At 68.7% G+C, this 13,221-nt stretch carries 11 protein-coding genes; 5 read left to right on the top strand and 6 right to left on the bottom strand.

The annotated features are described in order from the left end of the window. The first annotated feature begins 99 nt into the window (after nucleotides 1-99). Nucleotides 100-1,473, top strand: a complete 1,374-nt coding sequence (gene rho / locus BDK92_RS18845) for a transcription termination factor Rho (RefSeq protein ID WP_121157890.1) — start codon at nucleotides 100-102, stop codon at nucleotides 1,471-1,473. Nucleotides 1,474-1,475: 2 nt separating this feature from the next. On the opposite strand, the gene BDK92_RS18840 is transcribed toward rho, so the two are convergent. Next, nucleotides 1,476-2,489: a pyridoxal-phosphate dependent enzyme gene (locus BDK92_RS18840; protein WP_121157889.1), complete on the bottom strand. Its 1,014-nt coding sequence runs from the start codon at nucleotides 2,487-2,489 to the stop codon at nucleotides 1,476-1,478. A gap of 130 nt (nucleotides 2,490-2,619) precedes the next feature. After that, nucleotides 2,620-3,321 carry an SDR family NAD(P)-dependent oxidoreductase gene (locus BDK92_RS18835; RefSeq protein ID WP_121157888.1) on the bottom strand — a complete coding sequence of 234 codons (702 nt, stop codon included), beginning with the start codon at nucleotides 3,319-3,321 and terminating at the stop codon, nucleotides 2,620-2,622. A 188-nt stretch (nucleotides 3,322-3,509) separates the two neighbouring features. On the opposite strand from BDK92_RS18835, the gene BDK92_RS18830 reads away from it, so the two are divergent. After that, on the top strand, nucleotides 3,510-4,403 hold the full coding sequence (locus tag BDK92_RS18830; RefSeq protein WP_121157887.1) for a helix-turn-helix domain-containing protein: 894 nt from the start codon (nucleotides 3,510-3,512) through the stop codon (nucleotides 4,401-4,403). A gap of 47 nt (nucleotides 4,404-4,450) precedes the next feature. Here BDK92_RS18830 and BDK92_RS18825 read toward each other — a convergent pair whose 3' ends face one another. From BDK92_RS18825 to BDK92_RS18815, 3 genes are all read right to left on the bottom strand, one after another. Next, on the bottom strand, nucleotides 4,451-5,530 hold the full coding sequence (locus tag BDK92_RS18825; RefSeq protein WP_121157886.1) for a COG1470 family protein: 1,080 nt from the start codon (nucleotides 5,528-5,530) through the stop codon (nucleotides 4,451-4,453). A 93-nt stretch (nucleotides 5,531-5,623) separates the two neighbouring features. Further along, the gene (locus BDK92_RS18820) at nucleotides 5,624-7,501 is read right to left on the bottom strand and encodes a purple acid phosphatase family protein (protein ID WP_246017119.1); all 1,878 of its coding nucleotides are present in this window, start codon (nucleotides 7,499-7,501) and stop codon (nucleotides 5,624-5,626) included. A gap of 196 nt (nucleotides 7,502-7,697) precedes the next feature. Further along, complete coding sequence (locus BDK92_RS18815) at nucleotides 7,698-8,912, bottom strand: HupE/UreJ family protein (RefSeq protein WP_246017118.1); 1,215 nt, start codon at nucleotides 8,910-8,912, stop codon at nucleotides 7,698-7,700. A 185-nt stretch (nucleotides 8,913-9,097) separates the two neighbouring features. Between BDK92_RS18815 and BDK92_RS18810 the strand changes: the two genes are divergently transcribed. The 3 genes from BDK92_RS18810 (at nucleotide 9,098) to BDK92_RS18800 (ending at nucleotide 12,251) form a co-directional block, all read left to right on the top strand. Next, complete coding sequence (locus tag BDK92_RS18810) at nucleotides 9,098-9,769, top strand: type 1 periplasmic-binding domain-containing protein (protein ID WP_211349284.1); 672 nt, start codon at nucleotides 9,098-9,100, stop codon at nucleotides 9,767-9,769. 457 nt (nucleotides 9,770-10,226) lie between these two features. Continuing rightward, entirely contained in the window at nucleotides 10,227-11,222 is a 996-nt protein-coding gene (locus BDK92_RS18805) for a glycoside hydrolase family 11 protein (protein ID WP_121162372.1), read from the top strand. A gap of 252 nt (nucleotides 11,223-11,474) precedes the next feature. Continuing rightward, nucleotides 11,475-12,251 (top strand): DUF4184 family protein, encoded by a 777-nt coding sequence (locus BDK92_RS18800; protein WP_170208615.1) that lies wholly within the window; start codon nucleotides 11,475-11,477, stop codon nucleotides 12,249-12,251. On the opposite strand, the gene BDK92_RS18795 is transcribed toward BDK92_RS18800, so the two are convergent. Further along, nucleotides 12,248-13,195: a hypothetical protein gene (locus tag BDK92_RS18795; protein ID WP_121157882.1), complete on the bottom strand. Its 948-nt coding sequence runs from the start codon at nucleotides 13,193-13,195 to the stop codon at nucleotides 12,248-12,250. The two genes, BDK92_RS18800 and BDK92_RS18795, sit on opposite strands and share 4 nt — an antisense overlap. Nucleotides 13,196-13,221 lie beyond the last annotated feature (26 nt).

The following is a 13,221-nucleotide window of genomic DNA, read 5'->3' as shown; positions in this document are numbered from 1 at the left end:
TCGCCCCGCCTCTCACCGGGCCGCCCGGCCCGACAAACCGCCACCGACCCGTCGGGTCGGCGCGCCGGGCGCGGCCCCACACACCTTTCAGGGAGAGAAATGCCTCCTACCCAGCCGCTGGTCGACCAGCGGAACATCAGCGCCCGCGGCAACGACTCCGGTCGGCTCGACGGGCTCGACGAACCTCGACCTCGTGTGGTCGACCGCCGGACCCGACGCCCGTCCGGGACGACACGCGCCCGCACGGCGCGCGGCACCGACAACGGCCACGCCGCCCGTACGGCCACCGACCGGTCGGCCGGACCCGGTGACGAACCCGCCCGTGGTGACGAGGCGGCCGTACCGGTGACCGGCCTGCTCGACCTGCGGGACAACCGCGCGGTCATCCGTACCAGCGGCTACCGGCCCGGACCGGACGACGTGCAGGTCTCCCCGGCGCAGATCCGGGAGTACGGCCTACGCCGTGGCGACCTGCTGACCGGTACCGCGCGCGCCGGCCGGGGCGACGAGCACCGACGGGAGCCGCTCCGGCGGCTGGTCCGGCTGGACACGGTGAACGGTCTGGCGCCGCCGGAGGCCCGGCGACGTCCGGAGTTCCACCAGTTGACCCCGCTGTATCCGCAGGAACGGTTGTTCCTGGAGACCGAACCGCACCTGCTCACCACCCGGGTGATCGACCTCGTGATGCCGATCGGCAAGGGGCAGCGGGCGCTGGTGGTGTCGCCGCCGAAGGCGGGCAAGACGATGGTCACCCAGGCGATCGTGGACGCGATCGGCCGGAACAACCCGGAGTGCCACGTGATGGTGCTGCTGGTGGACGAACGCCCCGAGGAGGTGACCGACATGGAGCGGTCGGTCGGGGGTGAGGTGATCGCGTCGACGTTCGACCGGCCGCCGCAGGAGCACATCGCGGTCACCGAACTCGCGATCGAGCGGGCCAAACGCCTGGTGGAGCAGGGCCGGGACGTGGTCGTGGTGCTGGACTCGCTGACCCGGCTGGCCCGCGCGTACAACCTGGCGGCACCGTCGAACGGTCGGAGCATGTCCGGCGGTATCGACTCGACCGCGTTGTACCCGCCGAAACGCTTCCTGGGCGCGGCCCGGAACATCGAGAACGGCGGGTCGCTCACCATCATCGCCACGGCGCTGGTCGACACCGGCTCCCTGATGGACACGGTGATCTTCGAGGAGTTCAAGAGCACCGGTAACGCGGAGCTGCGCCTGGACCGGAAGGCCGCCGAGCGGCGGATGTTCCCAGCTGTGGACGTCCTCGCCTCCGGCACCCGGATGGACGAGGTTCTGCTCGCACCGGACGAGGCGGCCGTGGTCGCCCGGTTGCGCCGGGCACTTGCCGGGCAGGGTACGCAGCAGTCTCTGGACTACCTGCTCGACCAGCTACGCCGAAGCGGGAGCAACGTCGAGTTCCTCACCCGGATTGCCGCCGCCGCCCCCGGCGGGGCACGCGGTCGCTGACCTCAGCCCTCCGACCCGCCGGACGGGTACGCGTCGAGCCCCAACTCGGCCCGCTCGACGGCGGCCGGATGCCCGAACAGGCCCGGCAGCCCTCCGGTGTGCAGGAAGACCGTCCTGGTTCCCCGGTCGATCGCACCCCCACGAACGGCGGCGATCAGGCCCGCCATCGCCCGACCGGTGTAGATCGGATCGAGGACGATCCCCTCGGTACGGGCAGCCAGTTCCAACGCCTCGGCGGCCGACTCGGTGAGGTGACCGTAACCGGCCCCGACCTGGTCGTCCCGGACGCGCAGCCGCGCCGTGGTGATCCCGGTCCGGCCAACCTCGGTGGCAAGACCGGCGACGACCCGTCCCGGGTCGGCCAGGGCGCCGGTGTGCACGCCCAGAACCCGCTCCGCTCCCAGGGAGACGACCAACCCGGCCATCGTCGCGCCGGAACCGAGCGCCACCACGACCAGGTCGAGTTCGGGCACCTGGTCGAGCAGTTCCATCCCGGCCCGGACGTAGCCGTACGCCCCGACCGCATTGGAGCCGCCGAACGGAATCAGCGCGGGTCGGGCCCCGTCCTGACGCAACCGCTCGACGGCCCCGTCGGTGATCTCGGCGAGCCTCCGCTGGTCGACGTCGCCGGCCCAGTGGACCCGGGCGCCGAACAGGCCGTCCAGGGCGATGTTGCCGGAACGGGATTCGCCGGCGTGTCCCCGGAGCACGAGCACCACCCGCAGTCCGAGTCGCGCACCGGCGGCGGCGGTGAGCCGGGCGTGGTTACTCTGCGGCGCACCGGTCGTGACCAGGGTGTCCGCGCCGGCGGCGACCGCCGCGCCGACCGTCCACTCCAGCTTGCGGACCTTGTTGCCACCACCGCCCAACCCGCCGAGGTCGTCCCTCTTGATCCAGAGCGCGTCGCGGTCGAGGCCGATCGCCTCCGCCAGCCGCGGTGCCGGTTCGACCGGCGTCGGCCAGCTTCCGAGCCGGACATGCTCACCCGGCGCTGGTACGGCGACGCTCTCCGCCATCAGGACTCCTTCGGCTGTACGGGTGGCCGCTGCGCGCGGGCCGGGCCGACCGACCTCGCAACGTCCGATCAAGGTACGAGGCCGGGTGCCAACCCCGCCACCGCCGGTCTGCGCGGCGGGCGTACGGGAGTCACCAGGGCAGGATGCCGTTGCCGTCGGAGAAGGTTCCCGTCGGACCATCCTTGCCGATGACCGCGAGCCGTACGATCACTTCGGCGCCCTGCTCGACCGTCTGGATGCCGTGTCCGGTCATACCGTGCAGATCCGTCGCGCTGAAACCGGGTTCGACGGCGTTGACGCGTACGTCCGGCAGGCCCTTGGCGTACTGCACGGTAAGCATGTTCACCGCCGCCTTCGACGACGCGTACACGGGTAGCGCGTACCTGAACTCGTTGCGCTCGGGATCGGTGACCGCTCCGAACGAGCCGAGCCCGGTGCTGACGTTGACGATCACGGGCGCCTCGGACGCCCGCAACAAAGGCAGGAACGCGTGTGTCACACGCAGGGTGCCGAGAACGTTCACCTCGAAGACGGGGCGCGCCACGTCCATCGAGGCGTCCTCGGGGCCCACCATCCCTTCGTACACTCCCGCGTTGTTGATCAGAACGTCGAGTCTGCCCTCGCGGCGGGTGAGCTCCTCCACCGCGGCGCTGACGGAGGCGTCGTCGGTGACGTCGAGCTGCACGAACCGGGCACCCAGTTCCCCGGCCGCCGTCTCGCCACGTTCGATGTCCCGTGCGCCGAGATACACCGTGTGGCCGAGTTCGACGAGGCGGTGGGCGGTCGCGCGACCGAGGCCCTTGTTTCCGCCGGTGACGAGCGTGATGGTCATGCGATCCTCCGTCTTCGAGTGATGGTGCTGCTCTCGAATCGAGTATTCGCAGGTCACGACCGAAATGGGTACGTCCCACTCATCCTGGGAGCCGCGGGGACACCCACCCGGATCCACTGGGCGCGACCGATCTGCCTGGGAGTGAGAGGGCCAGTCACCCGGGGTGGAGCGGAACTACCGTGGATGGCATGGACGGCACGAACGCGCTCGGGGAGTTCCTCCGCGCCCGGCGGGAACTGGTCCGACCGGAGGACGTCGACATCGGCCCCGGCGGTCTGCGGCGGGTGCCGGGGCTGCGCCGCGAGGAGGTGGCGATGCTTGCCGGCATCAGCCCCGACTACTACCTCCGGCTCGAACAGGGCCGCGACCGTAATCCGTCGGTCCAGGTCCTGGAGGCGCTTGCCCGGGTTCTGCTCCTGGACCCCGACGCGACCGCGTACCTGATCGGCCTGGCCCACGCCCGGGGCCCCCGCCGGTCGGCCGGGTCGGCGAGCCGGGTTCGGACGCCGCAGTCGGAGCGGGTGCCGGAGAGCGTCCGCCGGCTGATCGACGGCTGGACCACCAATCCGGCGTACGTACAGAACCGGTTCTTCGACCTGCTCGCGGTCAACCCTCTGGCTGCGGCGCTCTCGCCCAACTACGCCGTCGGGGTGAACCTGCTCCAGGCGGCCTTTCTCGATCCGGCGGAACGCCGGCTGCGCCGGGACTGGGACAGGATGACCCAGGAGGGCGTGGCCAGCCTCCGCTCGCAGGCCGGGCCCGACGTCAACCACCCGCGCCTGGTGGAACTGGTCGGCGAGCTGTCCGTTCGGAGCGACCGGTTCCGGCGCCTATGGGCCCGCCACGACGTGCAGCCGCAGCGCGGGCACATCACCCGACTGAACCATCCCCAGGTCGGCGATCTCACGCTCCAGTCGGACAAGTTCGCCGTCGCCGGCACCGAAGGTCTGGCCCTGGTGGTTTTCCAGGCCGAGCCGAGCAGTCAGAGTGCGGAACTGCTGGGGATCCTGGGCAGCCTCACCGCCACCGGTCAGCCCGCGAGGCAGGAGAAGCCGCATCACCAACCCGTCGAGGAGCAGTAGGCACCGAGCCGCCCTGGCTCGCCCGCAATCCCGCCCCCGACGGGCAGTCAGCTCTCCTGCTGCCCCTTGTCGCGGATCGCCTTCTCGACGGCCTCCCGTACGCGGGCGTCCTCACGTGCCTTGCTCCGTACGCGCCGCCGGCGCGCGAGGATGACCGCCCCCGCGGCGACAACGATCAGTACGACGATCAGCAGCAGCAGCGGCCACGGAGCCGCCCAGCCGTGTGCCGTGGCATGAACCGGGTCGAGCGACGTGGTGGAGCCGGACGGGTCGGTGAGCAGGGGAGTCAGGGTCGCGGTCGCGGCCAGTCTGAGCGCGGGCGACACACCGTGAACGGGCACCGTCACGTTGCGACTCTCCCCGGGAAGCAGCTCCGGCGGCGACGCGATCTTGCCAGCGTCGACCCTCAGCCAGCCGAACGGGCCCGAGACCGACACCGTCTGCTGGGCCGACAGGGTGGCGTTGCCGGTGTTGTGGATTTTGTAGGTGACGGTGGCGTCGCCCTTGGAAAACGGATTCGACGAGCCGGAGTAGCCCACGTGGAGATCCTCGATCACGAGGCTCGGCTTGAGCTCGCCGCCCACCCGAAGCTTGATCCGGATCCCGAGGCGCCGGTCGACGTTGATGCCCTCCGCCGTGTCGGCCTGCGTCAGCGAGGTCACGATGCCACCGACGTAGTCGCCGGGCGTGGCGTTGGCCGGAACGGTGACCTTGAAGGGAACCTCGGCGGACTTCCCGGGCTGGATCTTGACGCTGCCGCCGGCGGCGTGGACCCAGGCGCCGATTCCGACGGACTTCCCGTCCTTGGCCAGCAGGTCGAGCTGTCCCGCGTCGGTCGTGAAGCCGTCGGCGGCGTAGACGGCCAGGTCGAGTGGGACCGGGCCACGGTTGGCGACGACCATCGCGTCCTCGACCAGCCCGCCGGGATTGACTCCGTAGCTGAAGCTGGACCGATCGGCGCCGTAGCTGTTGGACGCCGTCCTGACCGTCCAGGCGACATCGCCATCGGCGGCCAGGGCAGGGCCAGCGGCCAGCCCGGAAACCGCGAGGGTGGCGAGCAGCGCCAGTGCTGCGGTACGAAGAAGGACGACGACCTGGGTCTTTCGGCGCGTTACGAACGCATGCATCTCGGGGTCCTAAGGCGTTTCTGGTGCGGGTCTGGAGCGAACGGCGGGGTAAGCACCCGAAGGCGCCTACCCCGCCGGGTAACGCGGGTCCGATCAGCTGCTCAGCGCAGTGATCGTGAGGGTGGCGCGGTAGCTACCCTTCTCGACGCTGTCCGGGAACTTCAGGTCCAGGTCGGCGCCGAGCTTGGCACCACCCCGGGGGTGACCCTGCACAGCGGCGGCGAGGTCACTCGAGACCGAGAGGCCCTTGCCCTGGTCGTCGTAGGACGACAGGACCGGGGCACCGGCCTCCGCACCGGCACCGGCGTCGAGGACGTACGGGGTCCAACCGAGGTAGGCGCCGGAGAACGTCTTGTCGCCGTCCTTGAAGTCACCCACGCTGGCCGAGAGCGACCACGGGGCGAGCGAACGGCGGCTGTCCGACACGAGGATCGGGTTGATCTTGCCGGTCGCCTCGAAGGACGTGCCGTTGCGCTCCTGCGCGGTGCCGAGGTCCACCAGGCCGTTGTAGCCGTCGATCGTCCAGCCGAACTCGCCCGGAGCCGGGTTGGGCACGTCGACCTGGATGTCCTGGCCGGAGGCGTGGTACGGGTGCACGGAGACCTTGTCGACGATGGAGCCGACGCCCTGGTCGCCGTTGGCGGCGCTGCGGATGTTCTCGACCACGAGCTGGTCGTTGCGCACCTGGACCTTGACGTAGGTCCGGACGTGCTCCTGGTTCTGCACCGAGTTGTACCAGTAGTTGGCCGGGTTCAGCGGGTCAGCACCGTTGCCGGCACCGCTCGTGCCGCTGCTGTCCGGCTTGGTGATGTCGTAGTACTTCGAGCCCGAGGCCGAGTTCGCCGTCACGTAGAGCACACCGCCGGGGCCGGCGACCACGTCGTCCGCACCAGGCTGCTCGTTCGGGTCGGCCTTCTCGCCGTTCTTGATCAGGTAGCTACGGGAGTAGCTGTGGTCGTGGCCCTGCAGGACCATGTCGACGCCGAGCTTGGAGAAGGTGGTCGGGAAGTCGACCCGACGCAGCTTGTTGTCGCCGTCCTTGGCGTGGCTGGCCGGCGAGTAGATCGAGTGGTGGTAGACGAGCACCTTCCACTTGGCCTCGTCACCGTGCTGGTTGATCACGTCGGTGACGTACGCGGTGTGCGCCTCGTCGCCGCCGCCGCCCTGCGAGGTGGCGTAGCTGTTGCTGTTCAGGTCGATGAACAGTACGTCCTTGTAGATGTACCAGTAGTCACCGCCCGACGCGTTGGAAGCCGGGTTCCCGTTCGAGTAGTACGGGGCCGACCGGTCGGTGTTCGGGGTGAAGTGGTGCTGCTCCCACGCCTTGCCGCCGACATCGTGGTTACCGATGGTCGCGGCGACGGGGACCTGACGCAGCTGGTCGGGCGCGAGGAAGGCGTTCCACTGAGCCTCGGTGTTGGCGCTCTCGACGTGGTCACCGCCCGACACCAGCATCTCGATGTTCGGGTTGGCGGTGAGCGCGACGTTCAGGGTGTCCTGCCAGCCGGCCTGGTCGTTCGCCACATTGCCGGAGGAACCGATCTGCGGGTCGCCGAAGAACAGGAAGTCGTAGTCGCCCTCGAAGTCCTGCGTCTTGAAGGCGTACGTCGGGGACCAGTTGCCCTCGGAGCCGACGCGGTACGAGTACGCCACGTGCTCCTTCAGGCTGGTGATCGTCGCGTGCCGGTTGAAGCCGCCGCTGGTGGCGATGTTCGCCCCACCGGTGGCGTCGAAGGTCGCGGCGCTGGCGGGGAACTCACCGTTGACGACATCGGCGGTCGGGGCGAGCTGGACCTTCTGCGCGGTGTCGGCCGAGGAGTACCAGGTCACGATGCGCTGGGTCTCGTCGGCGCCCACACCAAGGATGATGCCGGTGAGCGTGTTGGACTCGGCCGCGCTGGCGGCGCTCGCCAGACCGCTACCGGCGGCTACGGCCAAGCCCAGGAATGCCGCGGTGGCCCCTGCGGCCATGCGGCGCCGCACAAGCCCGGGGGCCCGTGTCGAGTGGCTCAATGTCATCGACTTCCGTTCCTTTTTACCGATGGAAATATAGAGAAGCTTTCCCTTATCGCAGAGAAGCAACTTCACGCTGTCCCCGTACGGTGAACCCGCCATGAACGTGATCTTGCGATTGATTGCATTTCCGAAGGACCTGGGCCGGCTATCTTCAGGACCCCGACAGGCGTTGCACGAACCAGATCAACCCCATAAGGGACACGCCGGCAGAGATGACTCCGGTCGCCCAGAGACCGATTTTCGGCGCACGGTGTCGCAACAGGATCAACAGCGGGAAAACAACGGCGATGATCGTCAACTGCACAGTTTCGATGCCTACGTTGAACACCAGCAGGGACCAGAGCAGGGTCCAGGACCAAGCCTCGTCGATTCCCAGCGCTCCCGCGAAGCCGAGGCCGTGCACAAGGCCGAAACAGAACACGACCCCGAGACGGATCCAGCCCGCGCGGTCCAGGTTGAAATGGCCGCCGCCCCCCGTCTCCAACTCCGTGGCGTGGTCGCCGCGCCGCCAGATCCCCCACAGGTGCCAACCGGCGACCACGGCGATCGACAGCGCGATGACCGGCTCCACGACCGTCGCGGGCACGTTGACCAGGCCGAGGGCGGCGAGCATGAACGTGACCGAGTGCGCCAGGGTGAAACTCGTCGCCGCGAGCACGATCTCGCGCAGGCGCCGCGATCCGGCGATGAGCGCCAGCAGGAACAGGATGTGGTCGATCCCGGTCAGCAGGTGCTCGGCACCGAGGACGAAGAACTCCCGGAACCGCTCGTACCACGCCTGGGCCGTCGAGAAGGACGGCGAACCCGCGTCCAGCGCGGCGCTGCCCGAACGGCCGTCGATCTCGTAGGTGACGATCGTCTTGGTGCCCTTGACGTAGGTCTCGCCGTCCGGGAACAGACCGCTGCGTACCTCGTGCTCGTCGGCCCGTTCCGGGCAGGTCCAGTCGAGCAGCAGGTCGGCGTAGGGCACACCCTCCTGCTGGGCGATCGTCACGTCGCCTACCCGCGTCGGCTTGCAGGCCTCACCCCGCGAGGTCACCGAGAAGCGTTCGGTGACGTACTTGGCGACGGACGCGGCGTGACCGTTCAGGGCGGCGGCCTGTCCCTCGGGGTCCCGTGCGTCGAATGCGGCGGTTCCCGCCTCGAAGAGAGAATCGTCGTCCTCGTAGTCGGCGGCGGACACGACAAGGAGGTCGTATTCGAGTCCCAGCTTCGTCCGTATGTGACCCTCGTCTCCCGCTGTGATATTCGCGTACACGGTCGACGAAAATCCGTGCGCGAGCGCGGGCCCGGCATTCAAGAAGACAATTATTGCCGCAGCGATCCCGACAACGGTGGCGATAACGGTACGGTGGACGGGTCTCAAGATACGGCTCCCTCGCTCTGGCCAGTGCACGTTGCATGTCGGGGGTTAACAGCAACCCGACCGCCGGAGAACCACTGGAAAACAAACTCGCAGAGCGCCAGCCCGGTGGATTGAGTGGGACCGGAGTTGGGATAGGAATACAAGGAAGTACGCAGACTTCCGCCACCACCGAAGAGGACGAACACTTGCGCCCCCTGCTTCGGGCCGTCGCCATGCTGGCCGCGGCCGCCGCGCTCGTCACCGGATGCGGTTCCGGTGACGACTGGTCACGGCCGCACGCCACGCCGACCCCCATCGGCACACTTGGCCCAGGGTTCGTCGACCCCTCCGCCATGCCCGCCCCGGAGGCGACCGTCACGCCGCGACCGGGCTCCTGGACCGGGGTCCACCCGTCGAAGGACTATCGCGTGGTGCTGCTCACGTCCGGTGACGACGGCCCCACCAAGGCGCTCGTGACGGCGATCACGGACTGGGCCGAGGAGGAGCACGTCGACCTCCGTACGGTGGTCCCCGACGACGCCCATGACTTCATCCCCAGCATCACCAGGGTTCTCGAAATGCGCCCGGATCTGATCGTCAGCGCGGGCAACGACCTCATCGACCCCCTCGCCACGGTCACCCCGAGCCATCTGTCACAACAGTTCCTGGTGGTCGGCGCCGAACTCGCGGAGCCCACCCACAACGTCACGTCCGTCGACTGGGACGGTGCGTCGTTCCGCGGCGAAGGGCTCGGCGCGTCCTCGACGTACGACCCCGGCTCGTTCACCGCCGAGCGCTGCGCGGCTGCCATCAGAGCCGGTGTCGCGGCCGTACTCAACGATCTGACCGGGATCGTGGTCTGGCTCGACCAGCTCTAGCGGGGAGCGGCCGGCACGCGGGCGCGCGCGAGCAGACGGCAGAGAAGATCCGGAAGCAACCTGAAACTTTCGGTGATCTCAGTTCGGCCCGCGCCCCTTCGGCGAGGGTTCCAGTCGGTCGGCCTCGGACTCCGATCGAACTGACATCGCCTTTGGCTAGGACAGATGCCGCTCCGACAGAGGTCCGACGTCGCGGCGTGTTTCCACAAGGTTTCCGAAAGTTGTTGACAAGTCGACGAAGTGGGGCCAATACTTTCGCCATCGACAGACGTCGATCAGCGTCGATGCCACCCACCACGACCCACTCCTTCGGCCGTCACGCAGGACGACCGGCCAACCATCACCTCGTGGTACGACGCCGACGTCCGGTAGCCGCCGCCCGGCCACCGACAGCCTCGCCGGGTCGTACCGAGCTGCCGGCCTCCCGCCAGCCGTGACGAGGAAGGAAGGCAAGTACATGAACGACGCCCCCGTCCAATCGATGAGCCACAGGCGCGGACGCCTCCGGATGCTCATCGGCGGTGCCTGCGCCATCGCGCTGGTCACGGCCGGAGCTACGGTCATCGTGTCCAGCCCCGCCCACGCCCAGACCGTGACGTCGAACTCCACCGGAAACCACAACGGCTACTTCTATTCCTTCTGGAAAGACAGTGGCAACGTCTCCATGACCATGGGTAACGGCGGGCAGTACAGCACCCAGTGGAGCAACGTCAACAACTTCGTCGCCGGCAAGGGCTGGAACCCCGGCGGACGCCGGACGGTGAGCTACTCCGGCACCTTCAACCCGTCCGGCAACTCGTACCTGACCCTCTACGGGTGGACCAGAAACCCGCTCATCGAGTACTACATCGTCGACAGCTGGGGCACCTACCGGCCTACGGGAACGTTCAAGGGCACGGTCACCACCGACGGCGGTACGTACGACATCTACCAGACGCAGCGGGTCAACGCGCCCTCCATCGACGGCACCAGGACCTTCTACCAGTACTGGAGCGTCCGGCAGTCGAAGAGGGTGGGCGGCACGATCAACGTCGGCAACCACTTCGACGCGTGGGCCCGTTACGGGATGAACCTCGGCAACCACGACTACCAGATCCTGGCCACCGAGGGATACCAGAGCAGTGGGAGCTCCAACATCACGGTGGGCGGCTCCACCCCGGGCCCGAACCCCACCACCCCGCCGCCCGGTGGCGGCTGCTCGGTCACAGTGAGCCGTGCCGACGAGTGGAGCGACCGGTTCAACGTGAACTTCTCGGTCAGCGGCAGCAGCAACTGGGTCGTCACCATTCGCACGAATGGTGGTCAGAGCCTGCAGAGCAGCTGGAACGCGTCGGTCAGCGGGACCAGTGGCACCCTCACCGCGCGTCCGAACGGTAACGGCAACAACTTCGGTATCACGCTCTACAAGAACGGCAACAACACCACACCCACGGCGAGCTGCGCGACCGGCTGACCGTACGCCCGGAAGCGCCGACGGTGTCATCAGCTCGAGTCACCGCCATGACCCACCACTGACCCGTACGAGGCCGGGGAAGACAGCCGATGGGCCGTCTTCCCCGGTCACGTCTTGTCCGGGACAGCGGCTCGCTTGCCGCCGCAGGTTGCGGTCACGGCACCATCAGCGCTCCGCCACCACCCGGGAAGTGCACCGGATCCACACACTGTGCGCACCGATCGCGGCGACCGGATCCGTAGGGTCATGATCATGCCGATGACCCTGCCGACACATCCCGTCGCCGTGGTGCCGCTGAAGATGTGGCGTCCGCGATGGTTCGACGGAGTCGCCCTGGTCATCGGTGCCGCTTCGCCGGATGTCGCGTTCGCCATGGATGGCTACGGCGTGACGATCCACAGTCATGCGTGGCACGCGCCGCTGTGGTGGGCGCTGCCGCTGACGCTGGTCGCCAGCCGACTGGTCCGCTGGTCCGCCCCAGTGGTCGCGACGCATCTGCCGTCGGGCGGCCCGCTCGCCCTACGCGACTACGGCGTACTGGGCGCCGTACGTCACCGCTGGTGGGTGACCGTGATCTCGGCGCTACTCGGGGCGATCAGCCACATCGGGTGGGACGCGTTCACCCACCCGACCGTCGACACGGGTCTGGTCCTGTTTCCGGCGCTGCATCAGCAGGTGATACCCGGCCTGCCCTGGTGGGAACTGCTCTCCATCGTGTCGAATGTGCTGGGCGCGGTCGTCGGTGTCGTGCTGCTCCTCCGGCTCGGGCGCGACGGCCTGCTGAGGGCCTGGCACGGGCCGGCGCCGGTACGTCCGCGTCACCCAGCGGCGTTCTGGTCGGCGGTGATCGCCGTCCTCATCGTCGGAGGGGTGCTGCTGCCGTTGCAACCCGTCCGCTATCCGCACGACCAGGCGATCCGGTGCATGGTCGCCATCTGGGTGGCGCTGCTCACCGGAGCGTTCGCCGCAGCGGCGAGTTCACGTTTCCCGGTCCGTCGACCCCGTCATTGCCGGCGGCACTACAACTAGCTCAGCAGCACCCGGTCCACGTACGCGGTCACCCCGCCCCACGCCACGATCATCGGTATGCCGCACTCGGGCTCCGTCTCGGCGTACTCCCCGCTCGGAACACCGTCGACGGTCACCGTGTGCACCGCGCCCCGTGCACTCACCACGACCCGATGGGTCTTTCGCAGGTCGGCGACGTTGTACGCGCCACCGCCGATCCCGCCGATCCCGGGCGTCGGCAACGACGAGTACTTGGCGATGAAGTCGTCACCCGAGTCCCGGTAGAAAATCATCGCCGAGCCCTGCGCCTGGTCGTCGTCGTTGATCTGGCCGCGCGGCACCACGGCGAAGCCGTAGTAGTCCATCGGGCCGGCGTCGAGCCGTACGTCGAACGCGATCGTCACATCGCAACGGTGATGGTCCCTGATGGCACCACCCCACTGGTTGTCGATGCTCTCCGGCGCGACGATCCGCAACTGCGACCCGCTGGCCGCCATGGTGAACGAGCCGTGCCTGCCGCCAAAGCGTTGGAACCGCTCGGCCGGCACGTACGGCGAGGTGGTCGCGGGCTTGTTGTTCGGCGGCGGAGCGGACGGCGTGGTGCGCACGGTTCCGGACCCACCACGGGCGGTGGACGCAGGTGGCGAGCCGCCGGCACCGGCCGGGGCGGTCGGTGCCGGGGGCGAGGTGGCCGACGGCCCGCCGTTCGGGCCGAGCGGATTGAGGGAACTCTGCTCGTGGCTCGGCATCGCCAGCCCCGGCTGGTCCGATCCCGACCCGTCGCGGTCGCCGACGTCAGGGCGGCCGTTGTAGTACGTCAGCCCACCGACTACGAGCAGGATCGTGACGAAGAGAGCGATGGCCCAGCCTCCGCCGAGCTTGGGCGGTGGTTTGATCCAGTTGCCGACCATGCCGAGCAGCGCGCCCGCGCCCAACAAGGCGAGTCCCAGCAACTCCTGCTCCATCCGTGGGACGCTACGGCAGACATCGA

The sequence above is a fragment of the Micromonospora pisi genome, assembly GCF_003633685.1.
GTDB classification, from domain to species: domain Bacteria; phylum Actinomycetota; class Actinomycetes; order Mycobacteriales; family Micromonosporaceae; genus Micromonospora_G; species Micromonospora_G pisi.
This window is presented reverse-complemented; position numbering and strand designations above follow the sequence as displayed.

Excerpts from the sequence above, each read along its gene's own strand:
- rho (WP_121157890.1), top strand. The coding sequence starts at position 100 with ATGCCTCCTACCCAGCCGCTGGTCGACCAGCGGAACATCAGCGCCCGC.
- BDK92_RS18840 (WP_121157889.1), bottom strand. The coding sequence starts at position 2,489 with ATGGCGGAGAGCGTCGCCGTACCAGCGCCGGGTGAGCATGTCCGGCTC.
- BDK92_RS18835 (WP_121157888.1), bottom strand. The coding sequence starts at position 3,321 with ATGACCATCACGCTCGTCACCGGCGGAAACAAGGGCCTCGGTCGCGCG.
- BDK92_RS18830 (WP_121157887.1), top strand. The coding sequence starts at position 3,510 with ATGGACGGCACGAACGCGCTCGGGGAGTTCCTCCGCGCCCGGCGGGAA.
- BDK92_RS18825 (WP_121157886.1), bottom strand. The coding sequence starts at position 5,530 with ATGCATGCGTTCGTAACGCGCCGAAAGACCCAGGTCGTCGTCCTTCTT.
- BDK92_RS18820 (WP_246017119.1), bottom strand. The coding sequence starts at position 7,501 with ATGGCCGCAGGGGCCACCGCGGCATTCCTGGGCTTGGCCGTAGCCGCC.
- BDK92_RS18805 (WP_121162372.1), top strand. The coding sequence starts at position 10,227 with ATGAACGACGCCCCCGTCCAATCGATGAGCCACAGGCGCGGACGCCTC.
- BDK92_RS18800 (WP_170208615.1), top strand. The coding sequence starts at position 11,475 with ATGCCGATGACCCTGCCGACACATCCCGTCGCCGTGGTGCCGCTGAAG.
- BDK92_RS18795 (WP_121157882.1), bottom strand. The coding sequence starts at position 13,195 with ATGGAGCAGGAGTTGCTGGGACTCGCCTTGTTGGGCGCGGGCGCGCTG.